Source organism: Pantoea sp. AN62 (assembly GCF_050432985.1).
Classification (GTDB): Bacteria; Pseudomonadota; Gammaproteobacteria; order Enterobacterales; family Enterobacteriaceae; genus Pantoea; species Pantoea brenneri.
Map to the genome: position 1 here is coordinate 1 of NZ_JBNPYB010000027.1, position 23,777 is coordinate 23,777.

At 53.4% G+C, this 23,777-nt stretch carries 17 protein-coding genes, 4 tRNA genes and 1 riboswitch; of the genes, 16 read left to right on the plus strand and 5 right to left on the minus strand.

Annotation, left to right across the window (positions count from 1 at the left end):
* The first annotated feature begins 186 nt into the window (after window positions 1-186).
* Both murB and birA read left to right on the plus strand, forming a co-directional pair.
* Window positions 187-1,224: a UDP-N-acetylmuramate dehydrogenase gene (murB, locus tag FHW04_RS22530; protein ID WP_046289645.1), complete on the plus strand. Its 1,038-nt coding sequence runs from the start codon at window positions 187-189 to the stop codon at window positions 1,222-1,224.
* Complete coding sequence (birA, locus tag FHW04_RS22535; RefSeq protein WP_089562634.1) at window positions 1,221-2,180, plus strand: bifunctional biotin--[acetyl-CoA-carboxylase] ligase/biotin operon repressor BirA; 960 nt, start codon at window positions 1,221-1,223, stop codon at window positions 2,178-2,180. The genes murB and birA overlap by 4 nt, the downstream gene beginning before the upstream one ends.
* A gap of 45 nt (window positions 2,181-2,225) precedes the next feature.
* Here the strand turns inward: birA and coaA are convergent, their stop codons facing one another.
* On the minus strand, window positions 2,226-3,173 hold the full coding sequence (gene coaA, locus FHW04_RS22540) for a type I pantothenate kinase (RefSeq protein WP_089562633.1): 948 nt from the start codon (window positions 3,171-3,173) through the stop codon (window positions 2,226-2,228).
* 800 nt (window positions 3,174-3,973) lie between these two features.
* Between coaA and FHW04_RS22545 the strand changes: the two genes are divergently transcribed.
* The 13 genes from FHW04_RS22545 (at window position 3,974) to rpoC (ending at window position 18,233) form a co-directional block, all read left to right on the plus strand.
* Window positions 3,974-4,049 (plus strand) — tRNA-Thr (locus FHW04_RS22545).
* 7 nt (window positions 4,050-4,056) lie between these two features.
* Window positions 4,057-4,141, plus strand: a tRNA-Tyr gene (locus FHW04_RS22550).
* Between the two features lie 193 nt (window positions 4,142-4,334).
* Window positions 4,335-4,409: transfer RNA gene (locus tag FHW04_RS22555), tRNA-Gly, on the plus strand.
* Window positions 4,410-4,414: 5 nt separating this feature from the next.
* A tRNA-Thr gene (locus tag FHW04_RS22560) sits at window positions 4,415-4,490 on the plus strand.
* 109 nt (window positions 4,491-4,599) lie between these two features.
* Window positions 4,600-5,784: an elongation factor Tu gene (tuf, locus tag FHW04_RS22565; RefSeq protein WP_176035909.1), complete on the plus strand. Its 1,185-nt coding sequence runs from the start codon at window positions 4,600-4,602 to the stop codon at window positions 5,782-5,784.
* A 229-nt stretch (window positions 5,785-6,013) separates the two neighbouring features.
* Window positions 6,014-6,397, plus strand: coding sequence for a preprotein translocase subunit SecE (gene secE, locus FHW04_RS22570; RefSeq protein ID WP_031376913.1), 384 nt, complete (start codon window positions 6,014-6,016; stop codon window positions 6,395-6,397).
* 1 nt (window position 6,398) lies between these two features.
* The gene (nusG, locus tag FHW04_RS22575) at window positions 6,399-6,944 is read left to right on the plus strand and encodes a transcription termination/antitermination protein NusG (RefSeq protein WP_003848088.1); all 546 of its coding nucleotides are present in this window, start codon (window positions 6,399-6,401) and stop codon (window positions 6,942-6,944) included.
* Between the two features lie 147 nt (window positions 6,945-7,091).
* Window positions 7,092-7,520 (plus strand): 50S ribosomal protein L11, encoded by a 429-nt coding sequence (gene rplK / locus FHW04_RS22580; RefSeq protein ID WP_006121495.1) that lies wholly within the window; start codon window positions 7,092-7,094, stop codon window positions 7,518-7,520.
* Window positions 7,521-7,523: 3 nt separating this feature from the next.
* Window positions 7,524-8,228, plus strand: coding sequence for a 50S ribosomal protein L1 (rplA, locus tag FHW04_RS22585; RefSeq protein WP_031376914.1), 705 nt, complete (start codon window positions 7,524-7,526; stop codon window positions 8,226-8,228).
* 365 nt (window positions 8,229-8,593) lie between these two features.
* The gene (gene rplJ, locus FHW04_RS22590) at window positions 8,594-9,091 is read left to right on the plus strand and encodes a 50S ribosomal protein L10 (protein ID WP_003848098.1); all 498 of its coding nucleotides are present in this window, start codon (window positions 8,594-8,596) and stop codon (window positions 9,089-9,091) included.
* Between the two features lie 66 nt (window positions 9,092-9,157).
* Complete coding sequence (rplL, locus tag FHW04_RS22595; protein WP_006121499.1) at window positions 9,158-9,520, plus strand: 50S ribosomal protein L7/L12; 363 nt, start codon at window positions 9,158-9,160, stop codon at window positions 9,518-9,520.
* Window positions 9,521-9,849: 329 nt separating this feature from the next.
* Window positions 9,850-13,878: a DNA-directed RNA polymerase subunit beta gene (rpoB, locus tag FHW04_RS22600; RefSeq protein ID WP_031376915.1), complete on the plus strand. Its 4,029-nt coding sequence runs from the start codon at window positions 9,850-9,852 to the stop codon at window positions 13,876-13,878.
* A 131-nt stretch (window positions 13,879-14,009) separates the two neighbouring features.
* Window positions 14,010-18,233, plus strand: coding sequence for a DNA-directed RNA polymerase subunit beta' (gene rpoC, locus FHW04_RS22605; RefSeq protein WP_031376916.1), 4,224 nt, complete (start codon window positions 14,010-14,012; stop codon window positions 18,231-18,233).
* Between the two features lie 50 nt (window positions 18,234-18,283).
* Here the strand turns inward: rpoC and FHW04_RS22610 are convergent, their stop codons facing one another.
* Window positions 18,284-18,472, minus strand: coding sequence for a DUF1127 domain-containing protein (locus FHW04_RS22610; RefSeq protein WP_031376917.1), 189 nt, complete (start codon window positions 18,470-18,472; stop codon window positions 18,284-18,286).
* Window positions 18,473-18,646: 174 nt separating this feature from the next.
* Between FHW04_RS22610 and FHW04_RS22615 the strand changes: the two genes are divergently transcribed.
* Complete coding sequence (locus FHW04_RS22615; protein ID WP_069729842.1) at window positions 18,647-20,116, plus strand: PLP-dependent aminotransferase family protein; 1,470 nt, start codon at window positions 18,647-18,649, stop codon at window positions 20,114-20,116.
* A 187-nt stretch (window positions 20,117-20,303) separates the two neighbouring features.
* On the opposite strand, the gene thiE is transcribed toward FHW04_RS22615, so the two are convergent.
* The 3 genes from thiE to FHW04_RS22630 all read right to left on the minus strand — a co-directional run bounded on the left by thiE (window position 20,304) and on the right by FHW04_RS22630 (window position 23,708).
* Window positions 20,304-20,936 (minus strand): thiamine phosphate synthase, encoded by a 633-nt coding sequence (thiE, locus tag FHW04_RS22620; protein WP_089562568.1) that lies wholly within the window; start codon window positions 20,934-20,936, stop codon window positions 20,304-20,306.
* A gap of 2 nt (window positions 20,937-20,938) precedes the next feature.
* Window positions 20,939-22,861, minus strand: coding sequence for a phosphomethylpyrimidine synthase ThiC (thiC, locus tag FHW04_RS22625; protein WP_089562567.1), 1,923 nt, complete (start codon window positions 22,859-22,861; stop codon window positions 20,939-20,941).
* An 86-nt stretch (window positions 22,862-22,947) separates the two neighbouring features.
* Window positions 22,948-23,048, minus strand: a riboswitch (TPP riboswitch).
* A 153-nt stretch (window positions 23,049-23,201) separates the two neighbouring features.
* A complete protein-coding gene (locus FHW04_RS22630) occupies window positions 23,202-23,708 on the minus strand; it encodes an Rsd/AlgQ family anti-sigma factor (RefSeq protein ID WP_031376920.1) in 507 nt (168 codons plus the stop codon).
* Window positions 23,709-23,777 lie beyond the last annotated feature (69 nt).

The window sequence follows — 23,777 nt, forward strand, 5'->3', positions numbered from 1 at the left end:
TGGGGTCTCCCCATGCGAGAGTAGGGAACTGCCAGGCATCAAACGAGTGAAGAAGCCCCGCACGAAAGTGCGGGGCTTTTTTACGTCTGCAGATCGCTGAAATTTTCGCTGAGAACCTGAAATTCCCCCTGCAACACCCGTCTGATACGGTAAACTACGGCCAGATTAATCAGTTAAGGCCGTCAAATGTCCAGCCAACACCCCTCATTAAAAGCCGACAATACGCTTGGGCTTGCCATTCATACCCAACAACGCATTGTGGCGGAAACTCCAGCCGCTATCCTGGCTGCCTGGCAAGCAAGCCAGCATCAACAAACGCCGTTTATGGTGTTAGGTGAGGGCAGCAACGTGCTGTTCCTGGAGGATTTCGCCGGCACGGTGGTACTGAACCGTATCAAAGGAATCGGGATCCGGGATGAGTTCGAGTACTGGAAACTGCACGTTGGGGCAGGTGAGAACTGGCATCAATTGGTGAAAAGTACGCTGGAAAAGGGCATTACCGGCCTGGAAAATCTGGCGTTAATCCCTGGCATGGTCGGTTCTGCGCCGATCCAGAATATCGGCGCCTATGGCGTTGAATTAAAAGACGTATGCGAATATGTCGATGTGCTCAATTTGCACACCGGTCAGACGGAGCGGCTCGATCGCGACGCCTGCGAGTTCGGCTACCGCGACAGTATATTTAAACACCGCTACCAGTCTGGCTACGTGATTGTGGCCGTAGGGATGATTCTGCCAAAACAATGGCGACCGATCCTGACCTACGGCGATCTAAAAACGCTTAATCCCGTCACCGCAAATGCCTGGGATGTTTATCAAGCAGTTTGTGAGATGCGTCAGAGCAAGTTACCCGACCCCAAAATCACCGGTAATGTGGGCAGCTTTTTCAAAAACCCGGTGATCAGCCAGGCGCAGGCCAGCCTGCTGCTGGCTCGCTTTCCGTCGATGCCAAATTATCCACTGGCGAGCGGCGAAACCAAACTGGCTGCAGGGTGGCTTATTGACCAATGCGCGTTAAAGGGCTTTCGTATGGGTGGCGCAGCTGTGCATCAGCAGCAGGCCCTGGTGTTGATCAATGCTGATGATGCGACCCCTGACGACATTGTGGCGCTGGCCCGAACCGTACGTACCCGGGTGGGTGAAAAATTTGATGTCTGGCTTGAGCCTGAAGTCCGGTTCATTCAGGCACAGGGTGAATGCAATGCTGTTGAGGTGATCGCATGAAGGACCATAATGTCCCGCTGAAACTGGTCGATATTTTGTCTGATGGCGAGTTTCATTCTGGCGAGCAGTTAGGTGAAACCCTCGGTATGAGCCGGGCAGCCATCAATAAGCATATTCAGACGCTAAAAAGCTGGGGCCTCGACGTTTATACCGTAACCGGGAAAGGCTACAGCCTGTCCGCGCCCATCCAGTTGCTGGATGAACAGGCGATTCTGTCACGGGTTAAGCAGGGCAATGTTTCAGTCATTCCGGTTATTGATTCGACCAATCAGTATTTGCTGGAGCGGATGCATGAGCTGCAATCGGGGGCTGCCTGTATTGCTGAATATCAGCAGGCGGGTCGCGGACGCCGTGGTCGGCAATGGTTCTCACCGTTTGGTGCCAATCTCTATATGTCGATGTACTGGCGTCTGGATCAGGGGCCTGCAGCCGCTATGGGGCTTAGCCTGGTGATTGGTATTATCATGGCTGAAACATTGCACGCGCTAGGGGCCACGGATGTACGGGTAAAATGGCCCAACGATATATACCTCAACGATCGCAAACTGGCGGGTATTCTGGTCGAACTTACCGGTAAAACCGGCGATGCTGCGCATATTGTGATGGGGGCCGGGATTAACCTGGCGATGCGTTCAGCGGATGCGTCCCAGATCAATCAGGGCTGGATCAACCTGCAGGAAGCAGGCGTAACGGTTAACCGTAATGAACTGGCCGCCAGCCTGATTAACAGCCTGCGTGACGCACTGCCGATGTTTGAGCAGGAAGGACTAGCGCCGTTTGTTACGCGCTGGGCAGCACTCGATAATTTTATTAATCGACCGGTTAAGCTGCTTATTGGCGAACGTGAGGTGCATGGCATTGCCCGGGGAGTGGATAGCCAGGGCGGGCTGTTATTAGAGCAGGATGGCGAAATAAAATCGTGGGTTGGCGGAGAAATATCACTTCGGCCAGTCTGAATATAAAAAGGCCTGCACGAACGCAGGCCTTTTTCATTGAACCGTTTATTTACGCAGTCGGACCTTGTCGACCGCATGATTACCACTCTTAGTCATAATCAGGCTGGCTCTTTCGCGCGTTGGCAGAATGTTTTCCTGCAAATTCAGCCAGTTAATCTCTTTCCACAAGTTGCCTGCTATTTCAATCGCTTCCGCTTCAGAGAGCTGGGCATAATGATGGAAATAAGAATCAGGATTGGTAAACGCACCCTGACGGAATTTCAGGAAGCGATTGATATACCATCTCTGCAACAGATCTTCTGCCGCATCGACATAAATAGAGAAATCGACAAAATCGGAAACGAAGACATGATGGGGATCGTGTGGATAATCCATCCCACTCTGTAATACGTTAAGCCCTTCCAGAATCACAATATCAGGTTGCTGAATAACCTTGTCGCCATCCGGGATGACATCGTAAATCAGATGCGAATAAACCGGTGCGGTCACCTGACTGGCACCGGACTTGAGATCGGAGACAAACTTCACCAGTCGGTGCATATCATAAGACTGCGGGAAGCCTTTTTTCTTCATCAGGCCCCGTTCTTTCAGCACGGCATTGGGATGAAGAAAACCATCCGTAGTGATCAGCTCAACTTTACGATGCTCAGGCCAGCGGCTCAGCAGCGCCTGTAACACGCGTGCAGTGGTGCTTTTTCCCACCGCGACGCTGCCGGCGATGCTGATAATGTAGGGGATCTTTTGCCCGTTAGTCCCGAGGAACTGCTCCAGCACCGCCTGACGACGTACATTCGAGCTGATATAAAAATTGAGCAGACGTGAAAGCGGCAGATAAATCTCTGCGACTTCTTCCAGCGAGAGGTCTTCATTGATCCCCTCCAGCTGGGCGATCTCCTCTTCTGACAGCGTCATAGGGACAGAATCGCGTAATGCAGCCCACTGTTCACGAGTGAACTGCAAATAAGGCGTCGTCAAGGGTGTCGTTTTATCCATAAGCATGCATCTGACCGCAAATTCGTTACATTCAGGAGATTGTCACCCGGATAGGGTAAGACAACATGGTAAATATGAATCGCGGATCACGAGTTTATCATTGAGAACAATGGGCTGGAGGGTATCACCAGTAAGGCTTTTAACAGAAGTAAAAAGATAAATGTGCACTCGCTTTCGTCGGCAGGCCCACAAACTTACGTCGGGCAGCCCATAAAATAGTGCAATCCTGTTAAAGGCTGACCCGCATTACGTCATAACTTTGCGCTGTGCTATTGCTACTCACGCTGAGTATAGCGTGACAATGCTGATTCGCCCGATGAGGCCTGTAACCGCATCTGTCGCCACGCTGACGCAACAGCCTGGCACTGAGTGCAAGGTGGCGCAGATGAATCATCAGGCGGTGATACGCCAGAACAGGACAGCATACCGCCTATGAGCGCGTAGAGGAGGCAATCAGGTTGGCAGGGTGGGTCTGACCCGCAGTCAGTCAGGTGCGCCCGATTTAGCCGCCGGATAAGTAAAGGCGCAGGGGCAGGCTAAAAAAGCAGCACTTAATCTCCTGGCCGCAAAATAAATTTATTGCTGCAGCGCGCTGACCGGCAAAAAAGGGGGAGCGATCAGCCAGTCACAGGCGTCCGCAGACTGGCTGCCATCCAGTAAAACGCCAGTGAATTGCACAATAATTCTGCATAAAAACGCTAAATTGCGATGATTTGCACAAATAGTAAGCGATAGCGCAATTTAAGCGATTTTTTTGTTGCATCCTGAAGCCGACCTTCCTAGAATGCGCGTCACTTGATGCCGGCTTAGCTCAGTTGGTAGAGCAACTGACTTGTAATCAGTAGGTCACCAGTTCGATTCCGGTAGCCGGCACCATCAAGTAGGTGGGATTCCCGAGCGGCCAAAGGGAGCAGACTGTAAATCTGCCGTCACAGACTTCGAAGGTTCGAATCCTTCTCCCACCACCATCTCAATCTCACGGTTGAGACCAGATAAACAACCTGTTTATCTGTCAGGTGAGTCACTTCTTCTCACCCTGAATTCAGGCTGGGCATTAGCGCAGTCAAAGTCGGTCAGCTTCGCTGACAGGCTGTGAATAATAGGGGAACATCCTCTGTTACTCACAAGCTACAGAAAGAACAGGTAGCCGAGTTCCAGGATGCGGGCATCGTATAATGGCTATTACCTCAGCCTTCCAAGCTGATGATGCGGGTTCGATTCCCGCTGCCCGCTCCAGATGTGCTGATATGGCTCAGTTGGTAGAGCGCACCCTTGGTAAGGGTGAGGTCCCCAGTTCGACTCTGGGTATCAGCACCACTTCCTTTATCTCCCTCCTGATTTTCTCTCTGTAACTTCCTTGCAGTCAGGCATTGCCTGGTTAATGTGATGATATCTTTGATATATCCGTGTCTTAGAGGGACAAGCGATGGCTAAAGAGCAATTTCAACGTAACAAACTGCACGTAAACGTGGGCACCATCGGTCACGTTGACCACGGTAAAACCACCCTGACTGCAGCTATCACCACCGTTCTGGCAAAAACTAACGGCGGCCAGGCGCGTGCATTCGATCAGATCGACAGCACGCCTGAAGAAAAAGCGCGTGGTATCACCATCAACACCGCACACGTTGAGTATGAGACGGCTTCCCGTCACTACGCTCACGTTGACTGCCCAGGCCACGCCGACTATGTGAAAAACATGATCACCGGTGCTGCGCAGATGGACGGCGCGATCCTGGTTGTTGCTGCGACTGATGGCCCAATGCCACAGACCCGTGAGCACATCCTGCTGGGTCGTCAGGTTGGCGTTCCTTACATCATCGTGTTCCTGAACAAGTGCGACATGGTTGATGATGAAGAACTGCTGGAGCTGGTTGAGATGGAAGTGCGTGACCTGCTGTCACAGTACGATTTCCCAGGCGACGACACCCCAATCGTTCGTGGTTCTGCGCTGAAAGCGCTGGAAGGCGAGCCAGAGTGGGAAGCGAAGATTGTTGAACTGGCTGAACACCTGGATAACTACATCCCGGATCCAGTCCGTGCGATCGACATGCCGTTCCTGCTGCCAATCGAAGACGTATTCTCAATCTCTGGCCGTGGTACTGTTGTTACCGGTCGTGTTGAGCGCGGCATCGTTAAAGTCGGCGACGAAGTTGAAATCGTGGGTATCAAAGATACTGCGAAATCAACCTGTACCGGTGTTGAGATGTTCCGTAAGCTGCTGGACCAGGGTCAGGCAGGCGAGAACTGTGGTGTTCTGCTGCGCGGTATCAAGCGTGAAGACATCCAGCGTGGTCAGGTTCTGGCTAAGCCAGGCACCATCAAGCCACACACCCAGTTCGAGTCAGAAGTTTACGTTCTGTCTAAAGACGAAGGTGGCCGCCATACTCCGTTCTTCAAAGGCTACCGTCCTCAGTTCTACTTCCGTACTACTGACGTAACGGGCTCAGTTGAGCTGCCAGAAGGCGTTGAGATGGTAATGCCAGGCGACAACATCAAAATGGTTGTTACCCTGATCCACCCAATCGCGATGGACGAAGGTCTGCGCTTCGCAATCCGCGAAGGCGGCCGTACCGTTGGTGCGGGTGTTGTTGCTAAAGTTATCGCTTAATTATCGATAACGTTTGACGCAATGCACACGAAAAGGGCATCATTTGATGCCCTTTTTGCACGCTGCTTCATAGAACCTGGCTCATCAGTGATTTTCGATCATAATCATTGCTGAGACAGGCTCTGTTATGCGGCGTAGGATACCGAGTTACGCCCCAAAAGCTCATTCGGTTTGGATGCCTCGCACTGCGGGGCAGAATAGTTTCTGAATTATTGTGGCAGGTTGGTTTATGAGTGCGAATACCGAAGCTCAAGGGAGCGGGCGCGGCCTGGAAGCGGTAAAGTGGGTAGTAGTGGTGTTACTACTGCTCGCAGCGATCGTAGGTAACTACCTCTATCGTGATGTGACACTGCCTCTGCGCGCGTTAGCTGTAGTTGTGCTGATTGCAGCGGCCGGCGGCATTGCGCTTTTAACGACCAAAGGCAAAGCGACCGTGGCTTTTGCTCGTGAAGCAAGAACCGAAATGCGTAAGGTTATCTGGCCAACCCGCCAGGAAACGCTGCACACCACGTTAATCGTTGCCGCGGTTACCGCCGTGATGTCACTGATTTTGTGGGGGCTGGATGGTATTCTGGTCCGTCTGGTATCGTTTATCACTGGCCTGAGGTTCTGAGATGTCTGAAGCTCCAAAGAAACGCTGGTACGTCGTACAGGCGTTTTCCGGTTTTGAAGGCCGCGTAGCACAGTCGCTGCGCGAGCACATCAAATTGCACAACATGGAAGAGCTGTTTGGCGACGTCATGGTTCCGACTGAAGAAGTCGTTGAGATTCGTGGCGGCCAGCGTCGTAAGAGCGAGCGCAAGTTTTTCCCGGGTTATGTCCTGGTCCAGATGGTCATGAATGACGCAAGCTGGCACCTGGTCCGCAGCGTTCCGCGCGTGATGGGTTTCATCGGCGGCACCTCTGACCGTCCAGCGCCTATCAGTGACAAAGAAGTCGACGCGATCATGAACCGTCTGCAGCAGGTTGGCGATAAGCCACGGCCGAAAACGCTGTTCGAGCCAGGTGAAATGGTTCGCGTTAATGACGGTCCGTTTGCTGACTTTAATGGCGTCGTTGAAGATGTGGATTACGAGAAGAGTCGTCTGACTGTCTCCGTTTCCATCTTTGGACGTGCAACACCGGTTGAACTCGACTTCGGTCAGGTGGAGAAAGGTTAACCTCTTTCCGCTCACAATTTAGCTGTTGCAGCAGGCGCGAAATTTAACTACAATTTCGCGCCTTTTGTTTTTATGCGCTGGCAACAGCGTGTGAATCGTTATCACGGGGAGCCTTTTCAGGCGCTATAACCCAATTGAGGAAATATCATGGCTAAGAAAGTCCAAGCCTACGTCAAGCTGCAGGTTGCAGCTGGTATGGCGAACCCAAGTCCACCGGTTGGTCCAGCACTGGGTCAGCAGGGTGTTAACATCATGGAATTCTGTAAAGCGTTCAACGCGAAGACCGAATCTCTGGAAAAAGGTCTGCCGACTCCTGTTGTTATCACTGTATACAGCGACCGCTCTTTTACCTTCATTACCAAAACGCCTCCGGCTGCCGTACTGCTGAAAAAAGCAGCGGGCATCAAGTCTGGTTCTGGTAAGCCGAATAAAGATAAAGTCGGTAAAGTGACTCGTGCTCAGGTACGTGAAATCGCAGAAACTAAAGCTGCGGACATGACTGGTTCTGACGTTGAAGCGATGACTCGCTCCATCGAAGGTACTGCTCGTTCCATGGGCCTGGTAGTAGAGGACTAAGAAATGGCTAAGCTGACCAAGCGCATGACCGTAATTCGCGACAAAGTTGACGCGACCAAGCAGTACGACATTGCTGAAGCGATCGCTCTGCTGAAAGAACTGGCTACCGCTAAGTTCGTAGAAAGCGTTGACGTTGCTGTAAACCTCGGCATCGATGCTCGTAAATCTGATCAGAACGTGCGCGGCGCGACCGTTCTGCCACACGGTACTGGTCGTTCAGTACGTGTTGCTGTCTTCGCCCAGGGCGCCAACGCTGAAGCTGCTAAAGCAGCAGGCGCTGAGCTGGTAGGTATGGAAGACCTGGCCGATCAGATCAAGAAAGGCGAAATGAACTTTGACGTTGTTATTGCTTCTCCGGATGCAATGCGCGTTGTTGGCCAGCTGGGCCAGGTTCTGGGTCCACGTGGCCTGATGCCAAACCCGAAAGTCGGTACTGTAACCCCTAACGTTGCTGAAGCAGTTAAGAATGCTAAAGCGGGTCAGGTTCGTTATCGTAACGACAAAAACGGCATCATCCACACTACCATCGGTAAAGTGGACTTCGACGCTGACAAACTGAAAGAAAACCTGGAGTCTCTGCTGGTTGCGCTGAAAAAAGCCAAACCATCTCAGGCGAAAGGCGTGTATATCAAGAAAGTTAGCCTTTCAACCACCATGGGCGCCGGCGTTGCCGTTGACCAGGCTGGTCTGAACGCAACAGCAAACTAATTGCTGCTTGAAACGGGCGAAAAATTCACCTAGAATCTTACGCCCGTTGTTCTGTTAATAGCAGAACCGATACCAGAGAGTCAGAACCGGTCGCTGCGTTTATCGCCTTCCCGCTTTGAACCCTGCTGCATCAAACAGAATTTAGGTTGGAGCCAGGCCTTATCCTGGCCTCCGTCCAAGACCGCAGGAGCAGCTTATCTTCGGATATTCCGCTTAATTCCCTGCGTAGACGGTGACAGAACCAAAAGAATTTTTTCTTAGCTGGATTCTGCTCACCGTGTTCGAGCGCTTATTTTCCTTCGGGTGAGTAAGTGAAGTGAGTTCCGGGGAAATCCTTCCCCGGTCAAATCCAGGAGCAAAAGCTAATGGCATTAAATCTTCAAGACAAACAAGCGATTGTTGCTGAAGTCAGCGAAGTAGCCAAAGGCGCGCTTTCAGCGGTTGTTGCGGATTCCCGTGGCGTTACCGTTGATAAAATGACCGAACTGCGTAAAGCAGGTCGTGAAGCTGGCGTTTACATGCGTGTTGTTCGTAACACCCTGCTGCGCCGCGTCGTTGAAGGTACTCAGTTTGAGTGCCTGAAAGACACGTTTGTTGGTCCGACCCTGATTGCATATTCTATGGAACACCCGGGCGCTGCTGCTCGTCTGTTCAAAGATTTCGCGAAAGCGAATGCAAAATTTGAGGTCAAAGCTGCAGCCTTTGAAGGTGAGCTGATCACGGCGGCTAATATTGACCGTCTGGCAACTCTGCCGACCTACGAAGAAGCACTGGCACGTCTGATGTCGACCATGAAAGAAGCCGCTGCTGGCAAACTGGTCCGCACTCTGGCTGCTGTACGCGATGCAAAAGAAGCGGCTTAAGGCCAGATTCTTTTTCTTCGTACTTGCTAACGTATAAACTTTTTCTGATTCTTAGGAACAATTGTCATGTCTATCACTAAAGACCAAATTCTGGAAGCTGTTGCAGCTATGTCCGTAATGGAAGTAGTTGAGCTGGTTTCTGCTATGGAAGAAAAATTCGGCGTTTCTGCTGCTGCCGCTGTAGCTGTTGCTGCTGGCCCAGCTGAAGCTGTTGAAGAAAAAACTGAATTCGACGTTATCCTGAAAGCTGTTGGCGCGAACAAAGTAGCAGTAATCAAAGCCGTACGTACTGCAACTGGTCTGGGCCTGAAAGAAGCCAAAGATCTGGTTGAAGCAACTGGCGTAATCAAAGAAGGCATCAGCAAAGATGACGCAGCTGCACTTGAAGCTGCTCTGAAAGAAGCTGGCGCTGAAGTTGAAGTTAAGTAAGACAACCTTCGGGTTGCAGTCTGAGTAGTTTCAGGCTGATGGCTGGTGACTTTTTGGTCACCAGCCTTTTTGCGCTCCAGGGCCTCAATGGGGTTTCACACTGTTTGTCCATTGTTGCTCTTCAATATCTTTCTCTATCGACGACTTAATATACCGCTTTCCTGTGCGGGTTCCCTGCCCTCGCAACAGCGATGAAATGATTTAAGCGTGATAGAAAGAGGTATTGCACTGCTGCCGCGCAGCCAGTGAATCAAACAAAATCGTGTTGCATGAACTGTCCTGTCAGGACGGACAGCGTGGGTCGACTTGTCAGCTAGCTGAGGAACCCTATGGTTTACTCCTATACCGAGAAAAAACGTATTCGTAAGGATTTTGGTAAACGTCCACAAGTTCTGGACATACCTTATCTCCTTTCCATCCAGCTTGACTCGTTCCAGAAGTTTATCGAGCAAGATCCAGAAGGTCAGTACGGACTGGAAGCTGCATTCCGTTCCGTCTTCCCTATCGCGAGCTACAGCGGCAACTCTGAGTTGCAGTATGTGAGCTATCGCTTAGGTGAACCTGTCTTTGACGTGAAAGAGTGTCAGATCCGTGGCGTGACCTATTCGGCACCGCTGCGCGTGAAACTGCGTCTGGTGATCTATGAGCGCGAAGCGCCAGAAGGCACCGTAAAAGACATTAAAGAGCAAGAAGTCTACATGGGCGAAATTCCGCTCATGACCGACAACGGTACCTTTGTTATCAATGGTACCGAGCGCGTTATCGTTTCTCAGCTGCACCGTAGTCCTGGCGTGTTCTTTGACAGCGATAAGGGTAAAACCCACTCTTCGGGTAAAGTGCTGTATAACGCACGTATCATCCCTTACCGTGGTTCATGGCTCGACTTTGAGTTTGACCCGAAAGATAACCTGTTCGTCCGTATTGACCGTCGTCGTAAGCTGCCGGCCAGTATCATTCTGCGCGCACTGCATTACACCACCGCTGAAATCCTCGATATCTTCTTCGAGAAAGTGGTGTTTGAAATCCGTGACAACAAGCTGCAGATGGAACTGGTGCCTGAGCGCCTGCGCGGTGAAACCGCGACCTTCGATATCGAAGCTAACGGCACCGTCTACGTCGAAAAAGCACGCCGTATTACTGCGCGCCATATCCGTCAGCTGGAAAAAGATGGCATTCAGCACATCGAAGTCCCGGTTGAATATATCGCGGGTAAAGTGGTCTCTAAAGATTATATCGATGAGAGCACCGGTGAGCTGATCATTGCTGCCAACATGGAGCTGTCGCTGGATCTGCTGGCTAAGCTGAGCCAGGCGGGTCATAAGCGCATCGAGACGCTGTTCACCAACGATCTGGACCACGGTCCTTATATCTCCGAGACCCTGCGTGTCGACCCAACCAGCGATCGCCTGAGCGCACTGGTTGAGATCTACCGCATGATGCGTCCTGGTGAGCCGCCAACGCGTGAAGCTGCAGAGAACCTGTTTGAGAACCTGTTCTTCTCTGAAGATCGTTACGATCTCTCTGCGGTTGGCCGCATGAAGTTCAACCGTTCATTGCTTCGTGATGAAATCGAAGGTTCAGGCATCCTGAGCAAAGAAGACATCATCGAAGTGATGAAGAAGCTGATCGACATCCGTAACGGTAAAGGCGAAGTGGACGATATCGACCACCTCGGTAACCGTCGTATTCGTTCAGTGGGTGAGATGGCTGAGAACCAGTTCCGTGTCGGTCTGGTACGTGTTGAGCGTGCGGTTAAAGAGCGTCTGTCACTGGGCGACCTCGATACCCTGATGCCACAGGACATGATCAACGCCAAGCCAATTTCGGCGGCGGTGAAAGAGTTCTTTGGTTCAAGCCAGCTGTCTCAGTTTATGGATCAGAACAACCCGCTGTCAGAGATTACGCACAAACGTCGTATCTCTGCTCTCGGCCCAGGTGGTCTGACCCGTGAACGTGCCGGCTTCGAAGTGCGTGACGTACACCCAACGCACTACGGTCGTGTCTGCCCAATCGAAACCCCTGAAGGTCCGAACATCGGCCTGATCAACTCCTTGTCTGTCTATGCGCAGACCAACGAGTACGGTTTCCTTGAAACACCTTATCGTCGCGTTATCGACGGTTTAGTGTCTGATGAGATTCACTACCTCTCCGCTATCGAAGAGGGTAACTACGTTATCGCTCAGGCTAACGCCTCTCTGGATGATAACGGTGCGTTTGTTGATGATCTGGTCACCTGCCGTAGCAAAGGCGAGTCGAGCCTGTTCAGTCGCGATCAGGTTGACTACATGGACGTCTCCACCCAACAGGTGGTTTCTGTCGGTGCATCACTGATCCCGTTCCTGGAACACGATGACGCCAACCGTGCCCTGATGGGTGCGAACATGCAACGTCAGGCCGTTCCGACTCTGCGTGCTGATAAACCGCTGGTTGGTACCGGTATGGAGCGCGCGGTTGCGGTTGACTCCGGTGTAACCGCCGTAGCGAAACGTGGTGGTACCGTGCAGTACGTTGATGCATCCCGTATCGTTATCAAAGTTAACGAAGACGAAATGCACGCTGGCGAAGCCGGTATCGACATTTACAACCTGACCAAATATACCCGTTCTAACCAGAACACCTGCATCAACCAGATGCCATGTGTTTCTCTGGGTGAGCCGGTTGAGCGCGGCGACGTGCTGGCAGATGGCCCGTCCACCGACCTCGGTGAACTGGCGCTGGGCCAGAACATGCGCGTAGCGTTCATGCCGTGGAACGGCTACAACTTCGAAGACTCCATCCTGGTCTCCGAGCGTGTGGTTCAGGAAGATCGCTTCACCACTATTCACATCCAGGAACTCGCCTGTGTGTCGCGTGACACTAAGCTGGGGCCAGAAGAGATCACTGCGGATATCCCGAACGTGGGTGAAGCAGCTCTGTCTAAACTGGATGAATCCGGCATCGTTTATATCGGTGCTGAAGTGACCGGTGGTGACATTCTGGTGGGCAAGGTTACGCCGAAAGGTGAAACCCAGCTCACGCCGGAAGAAAAACTGCTGCGCGCTATCTTCGGTGAAAAAGCCTCTGACGTGAAAGATTCGTCACTGCGCGTACCGAATGGCGTGTCAGGCACCGTGATCGACGTTCAGGTCTTTACCCGCGATGGCGTGGAAAAAGACAAACGTGCACTTGAAATCGAAGAGATGCAGCTGAAGCAGGCCAAGAAAGACCTGTCTGAAGAACTGCAGATTCTGGAAGCGGGCCTGTTCAGCCGTATCCAGAGCGTGCTGATTTCGGGTGGCGTTGAAGCAGACAAACTGGACAAGCTGCCGCGTGAGCGCTGGCTGGAACTGGGTCTGACTGACGAAGCCAAGCAAAACCAGCTGGAGCAGCTGGCAGAGCAGTACGACGAACTGAAACACGAGTTTGAGAAGAAGCTCGAAGGTAAGCGTCGTAAGATCACCCAGGGCGATGATCTGGCACCAGGCGTGCTGAAAATCGTTAAGGTTTATCTGGCGGTTAAGCGTCAGATTCAGCCGGGTGACAAAATGGCGGGTCGTCACGGTAACAAAGGTGTTATCTCCAAGATCAACCCGATCGAAGATATGCCTTACGATGAACACGGCACGCCGGTTGACATCGTACTGAACCCGCTGGGCGTACCGTCACGTATGAACATCGGTCAGATCCTCGAAACCCACCTGGGTATGGCAGCGAAAGGCATCGGCGAGAAAATCAACGCCATGCTGAAGAAGCAGGAAGAAGTCGCGAAACTGCGCGAGTTCATCCAGCGCGCTTACGACCTGGGTACCGACGTACGTCAGAAAGTTGACCTGAATACGTTCACCGACGACGAAGTCCTGCGTCTGGCTGAGAACCTGAAAAAAGGTATGCCAATCGCCACTCCGGTGTTTGACGGCGCGAAAGAGAGCGAAATCAAAGAGCTGTTACAGCTCGGCGGCCTGCCTTCTTCTGGTCAGATTACCCTGTTTGACGGCCGTACCGGTGAGCAGTTCGAACGTCAGGTAACCGTTGGCTACATGTACATGCTGAAACTCAACCACCTGGTTGATGACAAGATGCATGCGCGTTCAACCGGTTCCTACAGCCTGGTTACTCAGCAGCCGCTGGGTGGTAAGGCGCAGTTCGGTGGTCAGCGCTTCGGTGAGATGGAAGTGTGGGCGCTGGAAGCATACGGCGCCGCGTATACCCTGCAGGAAATGCTTACCGTTAAGTCTGATGACGTCAACGGCCGTACCAAGATGTATAAAAACATCGTTGACGGCAACCATCAGATGGAACCGGGCATGCCAGAATCCTTCAACGTACTGTTGAAAGAGATTCGCTCGCTGGGTATCAACATCGAGCTGGAAGACGAGTAACCCCCACTTCAGGCTGGCGGGCAACCCCGCCGCCTGAAAGCGCAGGGTTTAAGCGCTCGCAATTGTACTGGTTATGGGGCGTTCAATTTCGGTTGGACGCCCCTGAGTCTCACTCCGACGGGAGCTAATCCGTGAAAGACTTACTTAAGTTTCTGAAAGCGCAAACTAAAACCGAAGAGTTTGATGCGATCAAAATTGCGCTGGCTTCGCCAGACATGATCCGTTCCTGGTCTTTCGGTGAAGTGAAAAAGCCGGAAACCATTAACTACCGTACTTTCAAGCCAGAGCGCGATGGTCTGTTCTGTGCCCGTATCTTCGGGCCGGTAAAAGACTACGAGTGCCTGTGCGGAAAGTATAAGCGCCTGAAACACCGTGGTGTGATTTGTGAGAAGTGCGGCGTTGAAGTGACCCAGACTAAAGTGCGCCGTGAGCGCATGGGCCACATCGAACTGGCGTCGCCAACTGCGCACATCTGGTTCCTGAAGTCACTGCCTTCGCGTATCGGCTTACTGCTGGATATGCCCCTGCGTGACATCGAGCGCGTGCTCTACTTTGAATCTTACGTGGTAATCGAAGGTGGCATGACCAACCTCGAGAAGCGCCAGATTCTGACTGAAGAGCAGTACCTTGACGCGCTGGAAGAGTTCGGTGATGAGTTCGACGCCAAAATGGGCGCCGAAGCGATCCAGGCCCTGTTGAAAAACATGGATCTGGAGCAGGAGTGCGAGCAGCTGCGTGAAGAGCTGAACGAAACCAACTCTGAAACCAAGCGTAAAAAACTGACCAAGCGTATCAAGCTGCTGGAAGCGTTCGTTCAGTCTGGCAACAAGCCAGAGTGGATGATCCTGACCGTGCTGCCTGTACTGCCGCCGGATCTGCGTCCGCTGGTACCGCTGGACGGTGGCCGTTTTGCTACGTCGGATCTGAACGATCTTTATCGTCGTGTGATCAACCGTAACAACCGTCTGAAGCGCCTGCTGGATCTGGCTGCGCCAGATATCATCGTACGTAACGAAAAACGTATGCTGCAGGAAGCGGTAGATGCCCTGCTGGACAACGGTCGTCGCGGTCGTGCGATCACCGGTTCCAACAAGCGTCCGCTGAAATCGCTGGCTGACATGATCAAAGGTAAGCAGGGTCGTTTCCGTCAGAACCTGCTGGGTAAACGTGTCGACTATTCAGGTCGTTCGGTTATCACCGTAGGTCCATACCTGCGCCTGCATCAGTGCGGTCTGCCGAAGAAAATGGCACTCGAACTGTTCAAACCGTTCATTTACGGCAAGCTGGAACTGCGTGGCCTCGCCACCACCATCAAAGCCGCGAAGAAAATGGTTGAGCGCGAAGAAGCGGTTGTCTGGGATATCCTCGACGAAGTAATCCGTGAGCACCCGGTTCTGCTGAACCGTGCGCCTACGCTGCACCGTCTGGGTATTCAGGCGTTTGAACCGGTTCTGATCGAAGGTAAAGCGATCCAGCTGCACCCGCTGGTTTGTGCGGCTTATAACGCCGACTTCGATGGTGACCAGATGGCTGTTCACGTACCGCTGACGCTGGAAGCCCAGCTGGAAGCGCGTGCGCTGATGATGTCGACCAACAACATTCTGTCTCCAGCGAACGGCGAGCCAATCATCGTTCCTTCACAGGACGTTGTTCTGGGTCTGTACTATATGACCCGCGACAAAGTGAACGCCAAAGGCGAAGGCATGGTGCTGACTGGCCCGAAAGAAGCTGAGCGTGTTTACCGCGCTGGCCTGGCTGAGCTGCATGCCCGCGTTAAAGTTCGTATCACTGAATACAGCAAAAACGAGCAGGACGAATTCGTTCCGAAAACCAGCATTATCGACACCACCATTGGTCGTGCGATTCTGTGGATGATCGTACCGCAAGGTCTGCCGTACTCAATTGTTAACCAGGCGCTGGGTAAAAAAGCCATCTCCAAAATGCTGAACACCTGTTACCGCATTTTGGGCCTGAAGCCGACCGTTATCTTTGCTGACCAGACCATGTACACCGGTTTTGCTTACGCAGCCCGTTCAGGTGCGTCAGTCGGTATCGACGACATGGTTATCCCGGCCAAGAAAGTGGAAATCATCTCTGAAGCTGAAGCCGAAGTGGCTGAGATTCAGGAACAGTTCCAGTCTGGTCTGGTTACCGCCGGCGAACGTTATAACAAAGTCATCGATATCTGGGCAGCAGCGAACGAACGTGTTGCCAAGGCGATGATGGAAAACCTCTCAACCGAAACCGTGATCAACCGTCATGGCGAAGAAGAGAAACAGGTTTCCTTTAACAGCATCTTTATGATGGCCGACTCCGGTGCGCGTGGTTCTGCTGCACAGATTCGTCAGCTGGCCGGTATGCGTGGTCTGATGGCGAAGCCAGATGGCTCCATCATCGAAACACCAATCACGGCGAACTTCCGTGAAGGGTTGAACGTACTTCAGTACTTCATCTCAACCCACGGTGCGCGTAAAGGTCTGGCGGATACCGCACTGAAAACGGCGAACTCCGGTTATCTGACGCGTCGTCTGGTTGACGTTGCACAGGATCTGGTGGTTACCGAAGACGATTGTGGTACGCACGAAGGCATCATGATGACTCCGGTCATCGAAGGTGGCGACGTTAAAGAACCACTGCGTGAACGTGTACTGGGTCGTGTGACGGCAGAAGACGTGCTGAAGCCAGGCACCGCTGACATTCTGGTTCCACGTAACACCCTGCTCGATGAGCACTGGTGTGACGTGCTGGAACTGAACTCAGTAGACAGCCTGAAAGTCCGTTCGGTAGTAGGTTGTGAAACCGACTTTGGTGTGTGTGCACACTGCTACGGTCGCGACCTGGCACGTGGTCACATCATCAACAAAGGTGAAGCGATCGGTGTTATCGCGGCACAGTCCATCGGTGAGCCGGGTACACAGCTGACGATGCGTACGTTCCACATCGGTGGTGCGGCATCACGTGCGGCTGCTGAATCCAGCATTCAGGTGAAGAACAAAGGTACCATCAAGCTGACCAATGCTAAGTCGGTAACCAACTCGGCTGGCAAGCTGGTGATCACCTCGCGTAACGTTGAACTAAAAATGATCGACGAATTTGGTCGTACCAAAGAGAGCTATAAAGTTCCTTACGGTGCCACCATGGCGAAAGGTGATGGTGAGCAGGTTGCAGCGGGCGAAACCGTCGCAAACTGGGATCCGCACACCATGCCGGTTATCACCGAAGTGGGCGGTTTCATTCGCTTCACCGACATGATTGATGGCCAGACCATTACCCGCCAGACAGATGACTTAACCGGTCTCTCCTCGCTGGTAGTTCTGGACAGCGCCGAGCGTACTGCGGGCGGTAAAGATCTGCGTCCAGCGCTGAAAATTGTGGATGCCAACGGCAACGACGTTCTGATTCCGGGCACCGATATGCCGGCTCAGTACTTCCTGCCAGGTAAAGCGATTGTTCAGCTGGAAGATGGCGTTAAAATCAGCGCCGGTGACACGCTGTCGCGTGTACCGCAGGAATCTGGCGGTACCAAAGATATTACCGGTGGTCTGCCACGCGTTGCTGACCTGTTCGAAGCGCGTCGTCCGAAAGAGCCGGCTATTCTGGCCGAGATCAGCGGTATTATCTCGTTCGGTAAAGAGACCAAAGGTAAGCGTCGTCTGGTGATTACTCCGCTGGATGGCAGCGAGCCGTACGAAGAGATGATTCCGAAATGGCGTCAGCTGAACGTGTTCGAAGGTGAACGTGTTGAGCGTGGTGACGTGGTTTCCGATGGCCCAGAGTCTCCACATGACATCCTGCGCTTGCGTGGCGTGCATGCGGTGACCCGTTACATCACTAACGAAGTGCAGGAAGTTTACCGTCTGCAAGGCGTTAAGATTAACGATAAGCACATCGAAGTCATCGTTCGTCAGATGCTGCGTAAAGCAACCATCATGAGCGCAGGAAGTGCAGACTTCCTCGAAGGTGAACAGGCTGAATTCTCTCGCATCAAGATTGCTAACCGCGATCTGGAAGCGAACGGAAAAGTTGGTGCCACTTTCATGCGTGACCTGCTGGGTATCACCAAAGCGTCACTGGCAACCGAATCGTTCATCTCTGCCGCATCGTTCCAGGAGACTACTCGTGTCCTGACCGAAGCTGCTGTAGCAGGCAAGCGCGACGAACTGCGCGGTCTGAAAGAGAACGTAATCGTGGGTCGTCTGATCCCGGCCGGTACCGGTTACGCTTACCATCAGGATCGTATGCGCCGCAAAGCGGCAGGCGAAGTGCCGGTAGCACCGCAGGTTACTGCGGATGAAGCCTCAGCCAGCCTGGCCGAATTGTTGAACGCCGGTCTCGGCGGTAACAACGACGAGTAATCGTCATTGGCGTAATAAAAAACCCTGCTTCGGCAGGGTTTTTTTTGTCTTCAGTTCAGCTTGTTCCATTCATTGCGACTGAGGCCGATATCTTTTAGCTGGCTGTCGCTGAGTTTCGACAAAATAAGGCGGGTTTCACGCCGGCACTGCCAGCGTCTGAAGCTGCGCCACAGATAACGCACCAGCGTGTAAGGTGTGCCGGTAAACGGTTTGCCTGCGCGATTTTCATCGTATCCCATCATGCTGCCCTCATTGTTTTGCCTGAGGACTATTCTCGTAAAGTAGCGCTGTATGATACAGACGCAAAAATCACTTTTATTTAACATACAGATTGCTGTCAGTGCGATCTGAATGGTAATAATAGTGACTAACTGTACTGGTTCAGGCTTTAAAAATTGCAACGAGGGGATACGATGACCCGATATGAACATCTGGCTACGCTACTGGCGCAGCGCATTGAACAGGGCTTATACCGCAGCGGAGAGCGTCTTCCTTCAGTACGCAGCCTGAGCGCCGAACATGGCGTGAGCATCAGTACGGTACAACAGGCCTATCACCTGCTGGAAGAGAAGCAGATGATCACACCGCAGTCGCGTTCAGGCTATTTTGTGGCATCACGGAAAGCGACCCCGCCGATACCCGCACTGACGCGGCCTGCGCAGCGGCCGGTTGAAGTCACCCAGTGGGACGCGGTACTGGAGTTGATCAACAGCCGTCTGGAAGATGACGTGCTGCAACTTGGCAGCGGCATGCCCGATCTGACCCAGCCGACGCTAAAGCCGCTGTGGAAAGCATTTAGCCGTCAGGCCCAGAAGCAGGAGACGGCGCTGCTTAATTATGACAACCTGTATGGCGTGCTCGCGCTGCGACAACAGATTGCGCGTCTGGCGATCGATAGCGGCTGTCAGTTTACCGCTGATGACATTGTGATCACCACCGGCTGTCATGAAGCGTTATCCGTCGCAGTACGCGCGGTCTGCGAGCCCGGCGATATCATCGCGGTTGAGTCACCTTCCTTTCACGGCATCATGCAGACGCTGCGCGGCTTTGGCATTCGCGCCATTGAGATCCCCACTGATGCGGTGACCGGCATCAGCCTGGAAGCGCTGGAACTGGCATTTGATCAGTGGCCAATCAAAGCGGTGGTGGTGGTACCGAACTGCAATAACCCGCTGGGTTTCATTATGCCGGAACCGCGTAAACGCGCCTTGCTGGCGCTGGCGCAACGCTTTGACGCCGCGGTGATTGAAGACGATGTCTATGGTGAGCTTGCCTGGGAATATCCGCGTCCGCCGACCATCAAAGCGTTAGATCTGGATGGCCGGGTCCTGCTCTGCAGCTCGTTTTCTAAAACGCTGGCACCCGGATTACGGGTTGGCTGGGTGGCACCGGGCCGCTACCGGGACCGCGTCCTGCATATGAAGTACATTGTTACCGGCTCTACCGCCACGCAACCGCAACATGCTGTGTCGGAGTTTATTCGTCAGGGCCATTATCAACCCCATCTGCGGCGGATGCGGCAGATCTATCATCGCAACTATGAAACCTTCAGCTGCTGGGTGCGTCATTACTTCCCCTGTGGGATTTGCGTGTCCCGTCCGCAGGGCGGTTTCCTGATGTGGATTGAGTTGCCGGAGCCCTTTGATGCCGTTCGTCTTAATCGCGAACTGCGTGAATCTAAAATTCAGATCGCCGTCGGCTCATTGTTTTCCGCCTCGGGCAAATACCGTAACTGTCTGCGCTTAAACTACGGCTTGCCGATCACTGAACAAACCGAACAGGCGGTGGCGCGGGTAGGGGCAGCCGTCGAGCGGGCGATGCAGGCCTGCCAGCATGATGATCTTCCTGCCGCCTTAGCGCCCGATTTGCTGGTGGCTAAGTAGGGAAGAAGCAGGGCCAGAAAGAGGAGGGAACTGGCCCTGGTCAGGTAACCGTACCTGACGAAGGCCACACTAAACGGCTGTCTGACACCGCGCCAGTGACTGATTGGCTAACTGCGCGCGGTATTCCTGATTTATCGCTGCCGTTACAGCAGTTTAATTATTTTTGCGCGCTGTTACCCAACAATACTCACGCTGGCTGCGCCGGTTCAGCCAGCGCCAGCAGGGTACGCGTCGCTTCATGCCAGTCCTCTGCCTCGGTGATGGCGCTTACCACTGCAATGCCGCCTACGCCGGTCGCCAGCACCGCGGGTGCCCGCGCAACGGAGATACCGCCAATCGCCACGGTCGGAATGTGCGTCAGGCGGGCCAGATGCCGCTGCAGTTCTGCCAGTCCCTGCGGCGCGGATGGCATCTGTTTGGTGCGGGTCGGAAAAATATGCCCGAGCGCGATGTAAGAGGGCTGAATGGCCAGCGCACGATCCAGTTCGGCATCATCATGGGTTGAAATGCCGAGTCGTAATCCCGCCTGACGGATTTGTGCCAGGTCCGCCACCGCCAGATCTTCCTGACCCAGATGGACACCGTAGGCCTGATGCTTTATCGCCAGCCGCCAGTAGTCATTGATGAACAGGCGCGCATCGTAGCGTTTGCCCAGCGCAATGGCTTGGGCGACGGCCGCTTCTGCCGCCTCGTCCGACTGATCTTTGATGCGCAGTTGCAGGGTACGGACGCCGGCATCTAACAGGCGTTCGATCCATTCAACACTATCGACTACCGGATACAGGCCGAGACGCGACACAGTAGCAGGAAATGCGGACATAGTTACTCCTCCTTCATGGCATCTGCCGGATGATAAAGCTCACCACCCCGGCTGCGAAATTGTTCAGACATCTGTGCCATGCCAACCTCAATCGGCTGCGCGCTGGCTTGCTGGCTTGCGGCAAAATCCCGTACCTCCTGAGAGATTTTCATTGAACAGAATTTAGGGCCGCACATTGAGCAGAAATGGGCCACCTTGCCGGACGCCTGAGGCAATGTTTCGTCATGCATCGCGCGCGCCGTATGCGGATCGAGTGCCAGATTGAACTGATCTTCCCAGCGGAATTCAAAGCGCGCTTTTGACATCGCGTTATCCCGGATCTGCGCGCCCGGATGGCCTTTGGCGAGATCGGCGGCATGAGCGGCGATTTTATAAGTGATCAGACCCTGCTTCACATCCTCCTTATCTGGCAGACCAAGATGTTCTTTGGGCGTGACATAACACAGCATCGCACAGCCGAACCAGCCAATCATTGCGGCGCCGATACCGGAGGTAATGTGGTCATAGCCGGGCGCAATGTCGGTGGTGAGGGGACCAAGCGTATAGAAGGGGGCCTCGTGACACCGATCGAGCTGCTCTGTCATATTACGGCGGATCATATGCATCGGGACGTGGCCGGGGCCTTCAATCATCACCTGCACATCATATTCCCAGGCGATCTGCGTTAGCTCGCCCAGCGTTCGCAGTTCGGCGAACTGCGCTTCATCGTTAGCATCCTGAATCGAGCCTGGACGCAAGCCATCGCCCAGCGACAGTGAGACATCGTAGGCCGCGCAGATTTCACAGATTTCGCGGAAATGCTGATAGAGGAAGCTCTCCTGATGATGCGACAGACACCATTTCGCCATGATCGATCCGCCGCGTGAGACAATCCCGGTCAGCCGTTTTGCCGTCATCGGCACGTAGCGCAGCAGTACGCCCGCATGAATGGTGAAGTAGTCGACTCCCTGTTCAGCCTGTTCCAGCAGCGTATCGCGGAATACTGCCCAGTTGAGCGCTTCGGCCACGCCGTTCACTTTCTCCAGCGCCTGATAAATCGGCACTGTGCCGATTGGCACCGGGCTGTTACGCAAAATCCATTCGCGCGTTTCATGAATATTACGGCCAGTAGAGAGATCCATCACCGTATCGGCGCCCCAGCGGGTCGACCAGACCAGTTTTTCTACCTCCTCCTCAATCGACGAGCTGACCGCTGAATTGCCGATGTTGGCATTCACTTTGACCAGAAAGTTACGCCCGATAATCATCGGTTCCGATTCAGGATGGTTAATGTTGGCGGGAATAATCGCCCGGCCAGCCGCCACCTCCTGACGCACAAACTCCGGGGTGATGTTATCTGGCAAATGCGCGCCAAAACTGTGGCCCGGGTGCTGTTGCAGTAACACCTCGCTGCGAATTCGCTCACGGCCCATATTCTCCCGCAGGGCGATGAACTCCATCTCCGGCGTCACGATGCCCTGACGGGCGTAATGCATCTGCGTGACGCAACGGCCAGCAAGGGCGCGACGCGGCGTGGGCAGCGCGTCAAAGCGCAGATGATTGAGGCTATCATCCGCCAGACGCTGCTGGGTATAGTCTGAACTGCGCTGTGGCAGTGGCTGGCTATCATTGCGTTCTTCGATCCAACCTGCCCGCAGCTTTGTCAGCCCGCGATGCAGATCAATCTGCGCGGCGGGATCGCCATAGGCACCGGCGGTGTCATAGACCGGCACCGCCTCATTCTGCTCATAAAGTGGCTGATCTTTACTGCCGCCGACCGGGGTCGGACTGAGCCTGATTTCGCGCATCGGTACGCGAATATCCTCCCGACTGCCGGTAATCCAGATGCGTTCAGAACGGGGAAATGCGCTGCCGCCTTGCAGTGAATCGATAAATTCCTGCGCCAGGGCACGCTGTTCACGACGGGTCATTTTTGGGTCAGACATAGCAATCTTCCAGTTGAGTGGGAATGATGCTTGTCCGGAGTTCGGAAGGAGTAACAGCACGGGCAGTGCAAGAGACTGGCGTACCGACAATATTTACTCTTGTTCCCTTCGCAGGTTCTAACCTGATCAGGTTCCGCGGATCCCGAATTAACGGTCTCAGCCCAACTGGGCACTCCGACAAGAATGCGGTTTTACGCTGCGGCTGGCAGAGCGCCCGCTGAAGACGAAAAACCTTAACGTTCTAACAGAAAAAAATGGGTTCTTCTGGCCTCAGCCATCAGAACCCCTTCAGCATAAAAGGGCTGCAACTGAATCACAACCCCTTTACCTGCGTTTAACCTTATGCCGGACGAGCAATCTGGCTGTCATTGGCCACCGGCGGTGGTGCCAGATGGTTATCCCACGCCAGCTGGATCAGCTTGTCTTCCAGCGTAAAGCGCGCCTCCAGCACTTCACCGACTTCAGATAGCGCCTGCTGGAACGTCATGCAGTTATCATCATCGATCGCCTGCTGCAGATGGCCATCATACAACTGCATCAGGCGCTCAGTGTTGGCTTCCAGCGGGGGATAGATTTGGGCCGCCGCGATCATCGGGCTGTCACCACTCATCTCACTGATGATGCGTTCATAAATACTAAAGTGACCGGCGGAAAGATAATCGACCAGGCCATGACAAAAGTTATCCAGCGCCTGCTCATCAAGGCGGGTCAGAGCTTCTTTATTCGGTTTAAGTCCGACCAGATGGTAATAGGTTACTAACAGCTGGCGACGGGCTTCCAGCCACGAATCGACCAGTTCGTTACTGCCACCTACGCGTTCGGCCAGGACGTCTAACTGGTTAAGCATATCTAACTCCATGTGAGTTATAGTTGTTCATCTACACACTTAACATCAGGACTTCAGCGTGCGAGTTGA